The sequence below is a fragment of the Tunturiibacter psychrotolerans genome (assembly GCF_051013365.1).
In the GTDB taxonomy this organism is placed as follows: domain Bacteria; phylum Acidobacteriota; class Terriglobia; order Terriglobales; family Acidobacteriaceae; genus Edaphobacter; species Edaphobacter psychrotolerans_A.
Genome location: NZ_CP132941.1, coordinates 333,887 through 350,156, shown reverse-complemented (window position 1 = coordinate 350,156; position 16,270 = coordinate 333,887). Strand labels below are relative to the sequence as shown.

11 protein-coding genes and 1 pseudogene are annotated in these 16,270 nt (G+C 55.2%); 7 read left to right on the top strand and 5 right to left on the bottom strand.

The annotated features are described in order from the left end of the window. Positions 1-25 precede the first annotated feature (25 nt). Complete coding sequence (locus RBB76_RS01380; RefSeq protein ID WP_433963501.1) at positions 26-1,111, top strand: IS110 family transposase; 1,086 nt, start codon at positions 26-28, stop codon at positions 1,109-1,111. 367 nt (positions 1,112-1,478) lie between these two features. Here the strand turns inward: RBB76_RS01380 and RBB76_RS01375 are convergent, their stop codons facing one another. From RBB76_RS01375 to RBB76_RS01355, 5 genes and pseudogenes are all read right to left on the bottom strand, one after another. Further along, positions 1,479-1,913, bottom strand: a complete 435-nt coding sequence (locus RBB76_RS01375) for a hypothetical protein (RefSeq protein ID WP_429634938.1) — start codon at positions 1,911-1,913, stop codon at positions 1,479-1,481. 36 nt (positions 1,914-1,949) lie between these two features. After that, positions 1,950-2,342: pseudogene (locus RBB76_RS01370) on the bottom strand (polysaccharide deacetylase family protein); the annotation flags it as partial. A gap of 444 nt (positions 2,343-2,786) precedes the next feature. Further along, entirely contained in the window at positions 2,787-3,404 is a 618-nt protein-coding gene (locus RBB76_RS01365) for an SRPBCC family protein (protein ID WP_429634937.1), read from the bottom strand. Positions 3,405-3,471: 67 nt separating this feature from the next. Beyond that, positions 3,472-4,245 carry an SDR family NAD(P)-dependent oxidoreductase gene (locus tag RBB76_RS01360; RefSeq protein ID WP_429634935.1) on the bottom strand — a complete coding sequence of 258 codons (774 nt, stop codon included), beginning with the start codon at positions 4,243-4,245 and terminating at the stop codon, positions 3,472-3,474. A 39-nt stretch (positions 4,246-4,284) separates the two neighbouring features. Further along, the gene (locus tag RBB76_RS01355) at positions 4,285-5,151 is read right to left on the bottom strand and encodes an NmrA family NAD(P)-binding protein (protein ID WP_429634934.1); all 867 of its coding nucleotides are present in this window, start codon (positions 5,149-5,151) and stop codon (positions 4,285-4,287) included. A gap of 107 nt (positions 5,152-5,258) precedes the next feature. Between RBB76_RS01355 and RBB76_RS01350 the strand changes: the two genes are divergently transcribed. From RBB76_RS01350 to RBB76_RS01325, 6 genes are all read left to right on the top strand, one after another. After that, entirely contained in the window at positions 5,259-6,179 is a 921-nt protein-coding gene (locus RBB76_RS01350) for a LysR family transcriptional regulator (RefSeq protein WP_429634933.1), read from the top strand. Between the two features lie 450 nt (positions 6,180-6,629). Beyond that, positions 6,630-7,784: an acyltransferase family protein gene (locus tag RBB76_RS01345; RefSeq protein WP_433963500.1), complete on the top strand. Its 1,155-nt coding sequence runs from the start codon at positions 6,630-6,632 to the stop codon at positions 7,782-7,784. 284 nt (positions 7,785-8,068) lie between these two features. Then, positions 8,069-8,803, top strand: a complete 735-nt coding sequence (locus RBB76_RS01340) for a DUF3050 domain-containing protein (protein ID WP_429633228.1) — start codon at positions 8,069-8,071, stop codon at positions 8,801-8,803. Between the two features lie 434 nt (positions 8,804-9,237). Continuing rightward, complete coding sequence (locus RBB76_RS01335) at positions 9,238-12,174, top strand: two-component regulator propeller domain-containing protein (protein ID WP_429633230.1); 2,937 nt, start codon at positions 9,238-9,240, stop codon at positions 12,172-12,174. A 19-nt stretch (positions 12,175-12,193) separates the two neighbouring features. After that, complete coding sequence (locus tag RBB76_RS01330; protein ID WP_429633232.1) at positions 12,194-12,796, top strand: response regulator; 603 nt, start codon at positions 12,194-12,196, stop codon at positions 12,794-12,796. A 225-nt stretch (positions 12,797-13,021) separates the two neighbouring features. Next, a complete protein-coding gene (locus tag RBB76_RS01325) occupies positions 13,022-15,253 on the top strand; it encodes a S53 family peptidase (RefSeq protein ID WP_429633234.1) in 2,232 nt (743 codons plus the stop codon). The last annotated feature ends 1,017 nt before the right edge of the window (positions 15,254-16,270 follow it).

Sequence of the window (16,270 nt, the reverse complement as noted above, 5' to 3'; positions counted from 1 at the left end):
TTCGAAACGGAGAGAGACTATTCCCATGAAGAAGCCAGGGCAGCACCTCATCGCTGAAGTTCCACGCAGGCAAGCCAAGGTTGAGATGACGATCGGCATTGATCTTGGCGATGTCTGGAGCCATTACTGCACCCTCAACCAGGACGGAGGAGTGGTCGACCGTGGCCGCTTCAGGACCACTCCGAAGGCGATCGAGAAGTGGTTCACCGACGTGGCTCCAGCGCGGGTCGCGATGGAGGCTGGGACACACTCGATCTGGATCAGCGCACAGCTGCAGGAACTAGGACACGAAGTCATCGTGGCGAACGTCCGCGAGTTGCGGGCGATCTCGCACAGCGACCGGAAGAGCGATCAGGTCGATGCTGAGAAGCTGGCGCGTTATGCTCGGCTTGATCCGAACATCCTCCGGCCTATCGCCCACCGCACCGTCCAGCAGCAAGAGGCTCTCACTCTGGTTCGTGCGCGAGCTCTGCTGGTGCGACTGCGTACTGCTGCGGTGAACGCCGTTCGTGGTCTGACTAAGTCCTGCGGCTATCGTATGCCGGCCTCCGCCACAACCTGCTTTGCTCAGCGCAGCCTCGCCGTTATGCCGCCTGGACTGGCACAGGCGCTCGGCCCGGTGCTCCAGCAGATCGCGGACATGACGCTGAAGATCAAGCAGTACGATCGGCAGATCCAGCAACTCGGCCAGACCGAGTATCCGGAGACGCAAGCTCTGCTGAAGGTTCACGGCGTCGGCCACCTCACCGCCCTGACCTTCGTGCTGACGCTCGGCAGCAAGGAACGGTTTGGGCGAAGTCGCGATGTCGGTTGCTATCTTGGCCTACGACCTCGTCGAAGTCAGTCCGGAGACCATGATCCTCAACTTGGCATCACCCATGCCTGTAACGCATACCTCCGAAGTCTGCTGATCGAGTGCTCCAACCACATCCTCCGACCGCACGGACGAGATTCTGCGCTTCGACAGTGGGGTCTGCACTTAGCTGCTCGAGGTGGCAAGCAGGCCAAGAGCAAGGCCATCGTTGCCGTCGCGCGCAAGTTGGCCGTGTTGCTTCATCACCTCTGGAGCACCCAAGAGCCGTACATGCCGTTCTACGAACAAGCAGCCTGAGAGATCAACATGTTTACCCGTTGCGACGACACCGTGTTCCGATGACTGCGAGCCGACTTCGGCCTTCGAGGCCGACCGATAAATGGCAGCATCGACTCTCCTCTCGAACCCCAACCTGCACCGAGCTTGCATCAAGACAGCTCATCCAGAGTGCGAATAGAAACACGGTGGAGAGCAACGAAACCAAGAACAATAACAAAAGCAAAAGACCTATGAAGGAAAGAGCAAAGAACGAACCTTGACACCAGTGACCTGCTCATAGAAAGTCGGATTCTCGGAAGTGATGAAAAGTAGAGTCTCTGCGTGATTCCCTGGAAACGGAGTTATCGGAAATAACGAAATCGAACTTGCCGATAACGATGACTTATCAGGACCGATCAGATACTAACGGCAGATAGATTGCAGAAGAGCCATGGGTTTGCTTGGAAAATCCAGGACGGTTCATGCCACGCTTGAAGGATAATTGCTCGGTGAGAGTGTCGCCATTCGTGTATGCAATGTCTGAGTCTTCGGGGTAGACAGGATCGGCAACGGATCGTGGAAGGGTGACAAAGGTAAACCCTCTGACGCGGTGTAGGTTCAGAAGCTCTGGAAGCATGTGAGCGTCAAAAGCACCGACATGCATGAGAAGGACGAGGGGAATATCACGACCGTAGACAGCCTTCGAAATGGCGCGATAATAGGTGATGAATCGGTCGGCGGTAGAGAGGTACGTGTCGTGGAGCTGCTTGAGGGCGGCGGAATCGTTCTTGGCGGTGCATCGGGTGTAAGGATCGTTCCACGCCCGATCCTTGAAATCCATAGTGACTTCAGCGACTTGGTAATGGTTCGCTTTAAGTCAAGTGCGGACTGCCCGGTGTTTCTCCAGCGTGTCGCCTTCGTTCAGATAGGGATAGCGGAGCCAGTGCCAGTCGTCTGAAGGAGCAGGCATGAGAGTGCGGAGGAGTGGCTGGTTCGCTTCGATATTGGCTATGAACTGCGAGGCTGTGGTGTCGTTGAAATCAGGATGCGACCATGTGTGATTGGCGAGAGGCTGACCAGCAGTCCGCCACGCGCGTAGAACATCGAGAGTCTCGGGAGATTCTTCTGTGCGAACGCCATTGATAAAGCCGTAGGCGGGAGGGAGCTTTTTGCGTTGCAAGGTGGCGAGGATGGACTGAATGATCTGCAAGCTTGATATTGTGGGTGGGTGGGGACCGTGAGCGGGCAGATCGTCGAACGTGATTGCGAGCGGCTGTGGGGTAAGAGGACTCTGAGCTTTGGCAGCGAAAGCGCAGAAAGAATGCCATGGTGATTAGGAACTTAGCCTTTGCCATGCGTTAACTTAGCCTTTGCGATGCGTTAAGGATACGCAGCAACAAAGTGTTTCGTGGAGCAACTTTACCAACCGACGCAGAGTTCGTTAGCTTCGCAGCTGCTCTTGAAACGTAGCGCAGCAATCGGGCAGAGCTAGATTATTCTCGCCCTTTCCCGAACGCCGTTCGGTGCCGCGGATGCCGACCGTGAGTTCCAAATTCAGAGCTCGATGAGCGCATTGGCGATTTGTCGTAAATCCTGAATCGTACATGGCGAGATGGGCGTTCTCCACTAGCTCAACTCGGGGATCCAGATGCAATTAACTGCTATCGGTATGTGACGGGCCGAGCCAAGCAGGCTCGACCCCAAGATGTCACCCTTAGTTCTGCTTTTCAGAGCGCTCTTTGATCACTTTTAGCCAAAGATCGTGGCCGTCGTGCATTGCGTTCGGCTGTTCCTGCCGGAATTTGATAGCGCCTTCACCTCTCACGATCTCTTCGGTGATGATGTGGCCGCCCTGGTCAGTTTTAACCAGCAGGAACGTGTGATAAGCCTTCATTCCCGTGCCCAACCCCCACCAGCCAATTCGGCTATTGGGCACGAGCTCGTGAACGGTGCTCTCGATGTGTACACCAAACGTGTCCCAGGAGAACGTGGTCCCTTCGTGCAATTTGTTGTTTGGGCTGTCATGAACGACAACATTGTGGGAGTTGGGATACCAGCTCGGCCACGATTGGGCATCGACGACATTCGCAAATACGGTTTCGCAACTCGCATTCACCATAATCTCGTTGTGGGCATAGAGGTCGGCGTCTTCTGGGTGCTGTCCTTTGGGCCAATGGATATCTGGATTGCGCTGAGCGCCGTCTCCGTTGATGGTCAGTGCCTCATTCATCTTCTTCTCCTTCGCTTGTGCGTTCGACGAAGCGCAGAAGAAGGTGAGACCCACAGCGATCACGCCTCCAAGAATGTACTTCGTAATTTGTTGTGTCTTCACTGTTCTTCTCCTTGTAAAAAGAAAACTCCTGCTGAGAGCGAGCCGGGTCTGTACGTGGATTTCGAGGCTAAGCTGCGATTCGTATGCCAGTAAGCTGTTCACAAGCAGCGACGAAGCGATCTTGGAGACTTCCGTCCAATGCTGCTGCCAGAGGATCTTCGGCTTTCAGGTGATAGAGGTATTTCCCAGAGACCTGGCTGGCAGGGTCGTCGCTTCCCGCGAGCCATGCCTGCGTACGATGTGCCTGGTCAAGATCATCATTGGCGTCGGCGCCGCCCATCTTCGTTTGCACCCAGCCGGGCGTCATCGCATTACAGAGTACGCCGGGCAGCCGGCGGGCCATGGCAAACGCAAGCAGAACGTTGTGGAGCTTCGAGTCTGAGTACGCCTGTTGACCTTGCCAGGGCCGTTCGGTCCAGTTCAGGTCGCTGAGACTCGGATCACCCTGCTTGTGCAGTTCGGAGCTGATGTAGATGAGTCGACGAGGCGGATGGATCAGTGCGGTGAGCACGTAGGGGGCGAGGCCGTTGACGGCGAACACATGGGCAAACCCATCCTCCGTCTCGACCCGCCGCGGTTCGCGGTAGCCGACAGCTGCGTTGTGAATGATGGCGTCAAAGGTTCCAAGTGCGTTGACATTCTCTGCGACCGAACGCATCTGTTGCAGACTGGCGAGGTCGCCCGTAACGATGGCTTCGGCCCCGGGAAGTCTGCGACGCGTTGCTTCAGCGCGTTGGACGTTGCGTGCATGTAAGACGACGGAGTGGCCCTGTTCAACCAACAGTTGTGCAGCCATCAGGCCAAGTCCGTCTGAAGATCCAGTGATGAAGATGTGGCTCATATCGTTATGTTCCTTTCATGCGGTGACGTGAGTGCAGACTTAGCTTTGTTTTTCCGAGACCAACGCCTGAAGAGCAGCCTGCAGCGTGGTGCTGGCTTTTCGTGAAACACGCTGTCCTGATTCAAAATCGATCCATCCTTCATTGAAGCCGTCCACCATGCGTATGCGAGGAAGCGGATTCTTCATTCCTTGCGAACGGAACAGCTCTTCCCACGTGGAGCGAGGAATCATTTCGTTCCGCACAGGGGTGTGGAGCGCGCTCGCAAGCGCAGCAGCCACTTCATTGGCGGAGTAACGCTCTGGCCCTTCCAACTCGACGATGCGAACGCCATTCCATGATTGACCCAACAGTTCGACTGCGGTTTGGGCAATGTCTTCCGTTGCCACCATCGGAATCCGGTGATCGAGTGGTTGCAGGAAGCTGTGCACCACGCCACTCTTTGCGGATTCGATATCCCAGGCGGCATTCTCCATGAACCATGCCGCCCGCAGGAAGGCCACTGGAACCGGCACGGTACGAAGCATTGCCTCGGTCATCCCGGAGTTGTTGAGCAGGTTTAGCTCTGTGACCTGAGCTCCCACTGTCGATAAGAAGACAACCTTTCCCGGGCGGCTTTCTTCGATTGCCGTGCGGATCGCCACAGAGTTCTTTTGGGTATCCGGGAAGCCGGGTTCGGGATCGTAGTTGGGAGGGGTCATCAGGAAGACACCGTCCACGCCCCGGAAGGCCTCTGTCATTGCCGCCGCGTCGTCAACACTTGCGACAAATACCTCGCAGCCAAGGGCTGCCCACTCGTCTCCTTTTGGCTGACTCCTGACGATTGCCCGCACGGTTTGTCCCTGCGCGAGAAGACCGCGCGCAACCCGGCTTCCGACCTTGCCTGTGATTCCAGTGACTGCAACCATATCCCCTCCTCAGTAGCCGAAAACTCGGCACAGGTATAGGACGCGCGGATAGATTGTGGAGGTTCGCGCATAGAATGCATAGTAGTATTGCGCTGAAAGCGATAATCATGAGATTCGATGAACAGACCCTGAGCGATTCAAATGTCTTTGTGGCGGTGGTCCGATGCGGAAGTTTTGCCAACGCGGCCAGGTCTCTGAATCTATCTCAGTCGGTTGCCAGCCGGTCCGTCGCACGGCTCGAGAAGCGCCTCGGTGTCCGCGTTCTTGACCGCACCACGCGGTCAGTTTCGCTCACCGGCGACGGGCGCGGACTGTTTGAACGGCTGGAACCCTTGCTGCAGGCTTTTGAAGATGCCTTCACCTCCACAGCGGAAGAACAGTCCAAGGTGCGCGGAAGGCTGCGGATCAAGATGCACCACACCCTGGCGCATGTGATCGACGGGAAGCAGCTCAAGGCTTTCCTCGAAGACTACCCTGAACTTTCCGTAGAGTTCATCAGCAGTGACAAGCTCGGAGACCTCGTTGGCGAGGGCCTTGATATCGCCCTCTACGTGGGCGAATTGCCTTCATCCAGACTGATTGCAAAGAAGCTTCTGGACACGCGCGTCATTACGGTCGCAGCGCCTGATTACCTCGCAAAGCATAGGAAGGTGGATCATCCCAGCGATCTTCTCAAGGACGGACACACTCTCATCGACTATCGCAACCCGGAGACCGGCAGAACGTTTCCATGGGAATACCATCGTGGCCGGAAGATTGTGAAGATCGCAACGACGGGAAGACTGATCGTGAGCGACATCGTCAATTTCCACGGCATCTGTGTGGCTGGCTGGGGAATCGCGCAAGTCCTTGAAGTCGCCGTCAAACCAATGCTCGAGACGGGAGCACTCGTCGAACTGCTTCCGGAGTGGGGCGATGAGCGCTTTCCGATCTACGCTGTCTATCCATCTCGCAACTACGTCCCGCCCAAAGTGAGAGTCTTCATCGATTTCGTCTCTTCCGCGGTGAGCAAGAGCACACCGTTGTGATCATTGTCGCAACGAAGCATTCAGCAATTCCAACCATTGATAGGTAACGACAAGCGCGCTTCTCGTCTGTCAGGCCCCCGGTGCGCTCACTTGGTGCAAAATCGCCGAGTCACTCAGTGAGTGTGGCTGTAGCCTCAATGAGTGCTTCGGCCTGATGTCGCCAACTGAGATTCGAGGGTGCCTAATAAAGATGGTGCATAAGTAAACGCGTCCTGGATCCGGGGCTTACATCCGCAGGAGTGCGTTCATCGACTCGAATCCGCTCTCCTGAGATGCGACGCTGAATCGCGTTCTCCGCGAGACTCTTATCACCGCTGGACCATCATCCACTGATGCCATTTTGAAAGGGACAGTGCGCCTCCGCTAATCCCAACGCGGTAGCGTGTTCTACTAGAACTTGCTACCTATACCGCCGGTTATCCGGCGTTTCAACAAATCCCGGACGGCCCTATGGAAACTGCTTTCGCTGCAACTTCTACCACCGCAATCGCGCCCACCAAGAACCACTACGTCATACTTGATGGTCTCCGTGGCGTCGCTTCGCTGATGGTCTTGGCGTTCCACCTCTTCGAGCCGTTCTCGAATGAGAATCCGGTCAAGCAGATCATCAACCATGGATACCTCGCGGTTGATTTCTTCTTCATGCTCTCCGGCTTTGTTATCGCCTATGCGTACGACGATCGTTGGACGCGCATGACGCAGTGGGAGTTCTACAAGCGTCGGCTCATCCGCCTGCAACCGATGGTCATCATGGGAAGCCTTATTGGTGCGGCGCTCTTTTATTTCCAGAAGGGTCCAGTTTTTCCCCTGATCGCTGTCACCCCCGTGTGGAAGATGATGCTGGTTATGGTCGTGGGTTGCACCCTGCTTCCTCTCCCCATCTCCATGGACATCCGGGGCTGGCAGGAGATGCATCCGCTCGATGGGCCGGCCTGGTCGCTCTTTTTCGAGTACATCGCCAACATCCTCTACGCGCTTGGCCTGCGCAAGCTCTCAAAGAGGGCCCTTAGCGTATTCGTCTTTTTGGCAGCAATTCTTCTCGTTCAGCTCGCAGTCTTTGGGCATCGCGGAGACCTCATTGGTGGCTGGGCTCTTAATACAAAGGAGCTGCACGTCGGCTTCGCACGGCTTCTGTTCCCGTTTTTCGCAGGGATTCTGCTCTGCCGGCTCGGAGCGCGCATCCAGCTTAAGGGTGCATTTGGCATCTCCAGTCTGCTCCTGGTTGTTGCACTGTCGCTTCCGCGGTTCGGAGGCACGCAGCACCACTGGATGAATGGCCTTTACGAAGCGTTCTGCATCATCGTTATCTTCCCGATCATTGTGGCCATCGGTGCCGGTGAGAAGCGTGTTGACGGTCCATCGATCCGAGTGGCGCGGTTTTTTGGAGACTTGTCCTATCCGCTCTACATCACGCACTATCCTTTGATCTACATCTACACTGCGTGGGTAGTAATCGATAAGCCGACGTTAGCTCAGGGCTTTCTTCCAGAGCTTCTGGTCGCGATCGCGGCCATCGCGATTGCGTATGCAAGCCTGAAACTTTACGACGAGCCTGTACGGAGATGGTTGAGCAAGAGGTTCCTTGCAAAGCAAGGCCGGGTCTAACCGCTGCCGCTCGATTCCCGCAGCAGGATCGAGCTTGGAAAGTCGTATGACGTCCGATTAGCCGTGAAAAACGCGCTTGTGGAAGCAATCGCTGCTCGGCGAATCTCAGTTGTTGCTAAATCGCCAATGCACTCATTGAGCCTGAACAGGGAACCTTGTGGTGTTCCGGATGGTTTTGTCGGCAAACAGGAAGTGAAGCGACCGCTTTCGGGAAACCGCCATCCGGCAGCGATAATAAGAAGGTGAACCTTATCGGAGTAGACAATTCAATTGGAGCCATAGAATTGCGCCTCACGCCGTTGCGCAGGCAGTTGGCTGCGCATCCCCTGTATTCACAGATTCGCACGCTCGGTCACGTCCGCCTTTTCATGGAGTCGCATGTCTTCGCGGTGTGGGACTTTATGAGTCTGCTTAAGGTACTACAGCGGAAGCTGACGTGTGTGGATCTTCCTTGGGTGCCGACACTCTTCCCTGTGAGCCGACGCTTCGTCAACGCGATTGTCTTGGGCGAGGAGAGCGACGAATATCAGGGACGTACGATCAGTCATTTCGAGATTTATCTCGAAGCGATGGAGCAGGTGAAGGCAGATACTCGTGCGATTCGCCGCGTAGTAAGTTGCGCTGCGCTGGGCGTTGACAGGCTGAGTTTCGAAGGAGTCCCGGTAGCGGCCAAAGAGTTTGTCGAGACGACCTTCGGAGTCATTAACAGGGGCTCGTCTGCTGCCCAGGCCGCGGCCTTCGCGTTTGGCCGCGAGGATGCGATTCCGGACATGTTTCGATCGTTAGTATGTCAGTTCAACCAGGAGATGAGTGGCGAACTCGATCAGTTTGTCTGGTATCTGGAAAGGCATATCGAGGTTGACGGTGACGACCATGGACCGCTGTCGCTGAAGATGGTTGCCGACCTATGTGATGACGACCCAGCACTTTGGGAGGAGGCATCCCAGGCTGCCGAGGAGGCGCTTCGTGCGCGGCTGAGGCTGTGGGATGGTGTGCTGACGCAGATAGAAGCGTGCTAGTCGACATCAAGGTAGGAAACTGCAGGCTTTGAACCAGAATAGCCACAGCGAATAGGATTCCCTTCCGGGTTCCGTGGTGACGGCAATCCGGAAGGCCCTCACCGAGCGTTCGAGGATACCATCTGGGGCCTTCAACGCATTGGCGATTTATCACTCACCGACGCAATGCCTGACTTTGTGGCGCCTCTTACCCGAAATGGACGATGCCACCAGAACATCAACTTCGAAGGTGGCTGCCTGGTGCGAAATTCGACATCCTCAATATTTTCGGTCAGCGTGAATGAGACGAGGCCGCCTATACTCAAGGTCTGTACTAAATATTAGAGGCACTCACAAAAGGGAACTTTTTTTAGGGCGAAGATTTGCGGTGGAGACGAAAGATTGACCTTGCAAGTGTCGGCTTGGTGCTCTCATTAGCCTTGAACGCGCAAGACGTGAAGACAACAGATTCAGAACCTCTCTTGCGCAACGAGGTTCTCTCTACCTGGACCACCGAACAGGGTCTGCCGCAGAACTTTGTGACAGCACTTGCGCAGACACCCGATGGCTTTCTGTGGGTTGGAACGCTGAACGGTGTAGCGCGGTTTGATGGTGCACATTTCAGAGGCTTCGAGAAGGACGCGCCGCCGGAGCTGCAGGAAAGAATACTTAAGCTAGTGCGGGACAAAGACGACGGGATCTGGATCGCCAGTACCACGGGGCTGTTTCACTACACCCACAATCGATTTGTCACGATCAGTATTCCTGGCAACTCTCATGCTCTAATCCAGGCGCTTGCGCGTGCCCGTGATGGAGGCGTCTGGATCGTCTCCAACGATAGACTGATGCGAACGCGGGGCGATGCGCTGGAGGCTGTACCTCTGCCGTCCAATACCCATCCAGTGCGTGACCTCTTCGAAAACACAGACGGAACACTCTGGATTACCGATAGCGAACACGTTGTGGCTGTACAGGCTGATCACTCGGTAATTCGATACAACTATCCCGGTATCCAACTTCTCTTCGGAGACGCCTCGGGCAAGATGTATGCAGGCGACGGACATAAGCTGTTTCGGTTTGATGGTGGGGACTTCAAACTGGTGCCGCACCCCGGACTCGACAATTTCGTCGACCTGATGGTCGATCATCGCGGAGCACTGTGGATGGCGAGTGGTGGATTAAATGGACTGAGCCGCAGATACGGCGACCAGACCGAGCTGATGACCGCTGCTGGCGGGCTTGCCAGCGATGACGTACGAGTCCTTCTGGAAGATAGCAATCATGATGTTTGGATCGGGACGATTGCCGGACTCCAGAGGTTTCATCATGGGATCTTTACAAGTTACCGCGTTAGCGATGACCCAGCGGGTGGGCGGAGTCAGACAGACGCAATTTTTGAGCAGCGGGACGGCGGGATCTGGGCTGGAACACTGGAGGGTGGCGTCGCCGAGTTCAAGGACGGGAGGAGAACACTCTATGGACGTGGGCAAGGACTTCCTGCTGGTCAGATTCGCGGGTTTGCCGAACATGGAGCCGCTCCTGCGATCGCAATCTCCGACTATGGCATCTTCGAGCGCAGGGGATCCAAGTTCACCAAAATGCCATCCATGCCGCATGGGTACGTCAATACTCCTGTAGAAACGTCCGATGGAAGTCTCTGGTTCAGCGTTTTGCATCACGGACTTTTCCGTCTGAAGGATCGTAGGCTATCAAGCGTCGACGTAGGGCAGCCGAAAACGGATAGTTCCATCCGGTACCTCGCGACCGATCCACAGGGAGAGCTCTGGGCGGGGACAGACACGCAGCTCGAACGATGGACCGGCGAACGATTTGAGCCAGTGGTCAACACTCCGCATCCTATTCTCAGCGCAGCATGGCCCGGACATGGTTTGGCAGTAGCGACAATGCGTGGTTTGATGCTATGGCCGGATGAGGGTTCTGTACGGAAGAACCTGGGTTCAGGAAAAATTCTCACGCAGGCCGAGGGATTGCCTGGAAGTTTCGTGCTGGACGTTGTGTCAGATGCGGAGGAAAATCTCTGGGTCGTCACGCCACGAAGCATTGCATGCCTGAGCCGCACCCAGTGGATGGCTTTCGCTGAAGGGAAGATTGACCATGTCATCCCTGAGGTATTTGATCGTGCCGACGGTCTCAAAAGCAACGATGTACTTCCTCTCAATCAGGTGACAGCCATCCGATCACGAGACGGGCGTATCTGGTTTGCTACAGTGCACGGAATCGCCGTTGTGAATCCACACCTGCCAGATCCAGTCGTGCAAGCTGTGCTCGACTATATCCAAGTCGATGATCAACATCTTGGCGCGGACATGACTACGATCTCTCCAGGACTCCATCGCATCACTTTTGCCTACACCGCACCTTCCGATACTGCTCCCGAACAAATTCGATTTCGCTATCGACTTGAGGGATGGGATAGGCAGTGGATCGACGCTGGAACAGAACGTGTCGTTTCCTACACTGGCCTGCCGCCCGGCCGTTATACATTTCAGGTCGTTGCCACGAATCGTGAAGGTGTCTCGAACGGAGTGGCTGCTACTGCTGCACTCAAGCTGGAACCGTTCTTCTGGCAGACAGGATGGTTTCGGGCATTGCTGGCTTTTGTGCTCGTGGGCATCGCAGTTGAGGTGACGCGTAGGAGAACGCGCCTCCGGGCAGAGCGCCTCAGCCTTCGCTTTCAAGAACGAGCTGCGGAGCGCGAACGCATTGCTTACCAGATCCATGACACTGTCATTCAGGACATGATCGGGGTGGCGTTTCAGCTCGAGTTGTTAGGTTTTCAACTGAACGATCAACCAGAGACGGCTTCCACGTCTCTCAGCACGCTGGCTGACCGAGTGCGTGGAAGCATAGCGCGTAATCGCAATATGGTTTCGAATCTTCATTCTACTGCGGTGGTGGAGTACAGCCTAGTCGATGTTTTACGACATGCAGAAGCTGAGTTCAGACTCAGCGCGCTTCCTGACTTTGAGTTGACGACCGCGGGGGAGCCTCGGCCAATCGATCCCCTTGTTCGTGACGAGGTGTACCGCATCTGTCGAGAGGCTTTATCCAACGCCTTTCGACACGGCTACGCAAAACACGTCGAGGTGAAGATCATTTTTTCTCCAGACTCTTTCGAGGTTATTGTTGTAGACGATGGCGAAGGCATCGACGAAGCCACACAACGTCAAGGAAGAGAAGGGCACTTTGGTCTTCGGGGCATGCAAGCTCACGCAAAGCGTATTGGCGCAACTCTCACCATTGACAGTACCCTGGGCCAGGGAACAAAGGTCTCGCTACAGGTAAAAACAACGAAGGCACCATGGAGACCTTGGCACCGAAGTCGAAGGTCACAAGAGGAGATCAGTTCTGGAGACAAATCCGCTCGCTGAAGCTGTAAGACCTATCGAGGTGCTGATCGTTGACGACCATCCCATGGTGCGCGAGGGGCTGGCAGGTGTACTTGCACGCCATCAGATGAAGATTGTCGGTCTTGCCGCCAATGGCCGGCAAGCGGTTGAGATGTACTTGGCGCTCCTACCCGACGTAATGCTGCTTGATCTTCGGCTCCCTGACCAGAGCGGTTTTGACGTTGTGCGTACTATTCTGAAGAGCCATCCGGACGGTCGCATTATCATTCTCAGCTCCGCTCAGGGCGATGCTTCAATTTATACGGCGATCAATCTGGGTGTGAGGGGGTATCTGCTCAAGGGCATTGATGGAGCAACACTGGCCGAACAGGTCCGCCATGTAGTCGCCGGCGGACGGTCTCTTTCGCCCGAGACAGCAGAGAAGCTGACCCAGTACATCACATCAGGAAAGTTGAGCGATCGAGAGGTCGAAGTGTTAGGGCTGATCTCGCAGGGAAAGAGCAATAAAGAGATCGCGGAGTTGCTCTTTGTGACCGACAACACGGTAAAGATGCACGTCAAGAAGATTCTGCTCAAGTTGCATGCAAACGATCGAACACAGGCGGTGGTGATCGCGATCCAGCGAGGGCTGCTCGACACGTAGGCCATAATGGCGAACCACCCTTTTGGGTACTTCCAAAATTATCCTTTGCATTTTCCCACTCATTTGAAACTGGCGCTAACCTTTCATCAGATTTTCTCCAACAACCAAACTGTTTTGTGCTGAACCAGGCACAGACCGATTCGTATGTGGCGTTCTTTCCGAACGGGTTCGCCGCTGCAACCTCGTCGCAGGTAAACCTGGATTTGTTCCACCGAGGCCGATCAGATGAAGTGTTGTTTCTTGAAGGGAAAGTTAGCCCGCACTTTTTACTTTCTAGCGGTAGCGGCACTGCCGATACCTTCCGCTCTTGCACAGAGCGCAACCGCGGCGAAGCTGTTGGTAACTTCGCCCGTAGTGGCGACGCAGACGGTAACCCTGGCAGGCAATCTCCGGCCGGAGGCAAACGCACAGAATGATCGTGGTGCGGTGGCGGATGGGTTGAAGCTGAACCACATGCTGCTGCAGCTGAAGCGCCCGGAAGATCGGCAGACGGCGTTGAACGAGCGAATTCAGGCGATGCATGAGCCGAGCAATCCTGCATTTCATCATTGGCTGACGGCTAAGGAGTACGGCGAGGAGTATGGACCGAATCCGGCAGATATCGCGGCTGTGACGAAGTGGCTGAAGGAGAACGGCCTCCAGGTAAACCGTGTGTCGGACAGCGGGATGGTGATCGACTTCTCCGGAACGGCGGCGCAGGTAAACTCTGCGTTTAAGGCACAGATGCACACGCTCGATGTCGCGGGTGTCAAGCACCTGTCCAACATGCAAAACCCGCAGATACCTGCGGCGCTCGCGAATGTGGTGATTGGTATATCTTCGCTGAACGACTTCCGTCCGAAACCGGCGAATAAGGGGATCAGCTCGGCGCGGATTGATGGTGCGTCCAAGGCGGTTGTAGCAAGAACCGTTGCGGCCAATGGTGTGAAGTCTGACTACACTGCGGATAGCGCGACGCAGCTCGTGGTGCCAGATGATCTGCACACTATCTACAACTTCGAACCGGTCTACAAGAACGGGATTACGGGCAAGGGACAGACGGTGGTGGTGATTGAGGACACCGATGTCTATTCGACGGGCGACTGGTACACCTTTCGCGGTGTGTTCGGCCTGGCCAAGTACGCCAAGGGTACGTTCACACAGGTTCATCCGGGCGGCTGCACGGATCCGGGCGATGTGATTGGCAACGATGGCGAGGCGATTCTGGATGCGGAATATGCGAGTGCAGCCGCTCCGAATGCAGCGATTGTGTTGGCTTCGTGTGCGGATAGCGAGACTACGTTTGGAGGATTGATTGCGCTTCAAACATTAATCGATCAGGATCTGCCGCCATCTATCGTCAGCATCAGCTATGGCGAGTGTGAGGCAGGGCTAGGTCAGGCAGGCAACGCGAGTTTCAACGAGGCGTATGAACAGGCAGCGGCAGAGGGCGTGTCGGTGTTTGTCTCCTCTGGAGACGAGGGTGCGGCTAGTTGCGATGCGGGTGGGGACTTTGCCATGACCGGCATTACGACGAGCGGATTTGCAACGACACCCTACAACGTTGCAGTCGGAGGCACGGACTTTAGCGACACATACTCCGGAACTGTGTCTCAGTACTGGAAGAAGAACAACAACGCGACGTTCGGATCTGCGAAGTCTTACATCCCTGAGATTCCATGGAACGACTCATGTGCGAGCACCCTGATCACAAATGTCGAGGGATACAACGTGCCGTATGGGGCGAACGGATTCTGCAATTCGCCGCTGGCAGAAGAGTATTTCGAGACGGTTGTGAGCGGCAGCGGTGGGCCAAGCAACTGTGCCTATGGACATCCTGTGATCTTCCGTCCTCATCCTGAGAACGGCGGGACATGCGAGGGATATGCAAAACCAAACTATCAGGCCGGTGCGTTCGGTAATCCGAAGGACGGCGTGAGAGATATTCCGGATGTATCGCTGTTTGCCGCGAATGGCGTGTGGGGTCATTATTATGCGTTCTGCTACAGCCAGCCTGCGGCCGGAACGGGCGGTACACCATGTACCGGTGACCCGGTGAACTGGTCGGGTGCAGGTGGCACATCGTTTGCGGCGCCTATCGTAGCGGGGATTCAAGCGTTGGTGAACCAGTCGACGGGCACTCCGCAAGGAAATCCGAACTATGTGTACTATGCGCTGGCGAAGCAGGAGTATGGAGGGACGGGCAACAACTCGTGCAACTCGTCGCTGGGGGCAGGAGCGGACAGCTCCTGCACCTTCTACGACGTGACGCAGGGCGACAATGATGTGAACTGCATTTGGTACAACTACGAGTCGTATAACTGCTATAGGCCGTCGGGTAACTTCGGCGCGTTGTCGGTCTCGGGCACGGAGTACGAGAAGGCTTACAACTCGAAGCCGGGATGGGATTTTGCAACAGGCATCGGTACTCTCAATGTGAATAACCTGGTGACGAACTGGAACAAAGCATTCCAGTAAATTTCGAGGTGTTTCGAACTGCACGGGGGCAGGTATTCTTACGCGTGCCTGCCCTCTAACCGCAGAGCCGAGTCAGCAAGATTTTTAGATCTTCTCAAGTTGAGATCACCCTCCAAACGGCAGAAGATCATGAAGATCTGCTCTTCAGGACCATGATAGGGCCGTAGGGCAGCATCGATCATCGCCTTCTTAGCTTGCCTCACGCATCGGCTTCGACACCGTTTTTCGGTCACAAGCGATTGCCTTGCAACCAACAAAGTTTCGAACCGCGAGCTTGCTTCTTCTCGTGCTATTCGGAAGTCGACGAACGCACTGAGACATGATAGTTCCTAGTCAATGCGCAATCGCGAGCGGTCACTACTTCAGCGCCGAAGGCAGTAGCTTCCCCCACGACTTTCGATGAACTCCGCATTGGATAAGTGTCCCATTCCACATGCTTGCTTCTGTCGTTTCAAATTGTCAGGAATGAGCATCTTCAGTTGGGACCTGACGCACTCTCAATATTCACCATGCTGCGGCATATATATCATTCAATGCCTCAAACGCGGGGATGAGCAGCTTGAGGACTTTGTCGCGCAGGCGAAGCTAAGTCACCTGAGAGCGAAAGGTAGAACTCAAACGTAAGCAGTTTCATAAACATTGGGGGACATTGAACACGAAGTCCGTAACGGTCGGGCAAATTGGGGGCCGGTTTAGGTGCCGGTATGACAGCATCTCATGTCGTGTTTCTGATTCACTTAAGGTCCTGGGTGAGGTCGTAGCGAAGGCACGTAGGAAAGTCCGACGAGGTGATTTTCAAAAACCCGCCTATTTCAAGGGTTTCTTGGTGCCGGTTCTCGTGCCGATTGTACCATAATTTGATGCGATTGCGTGCGATTCGATGCGAAGCTTTGAAATCTTCAAGTCAAACAAAAAGAACTGGTTATGCTATGACTAGCTTGTTCCTTGCGCGCCTGTGCAAAACGCGGAAAAATGGACTCAAAATCCGTCGTAAGCAATTCCATGGGGGTTCGATTT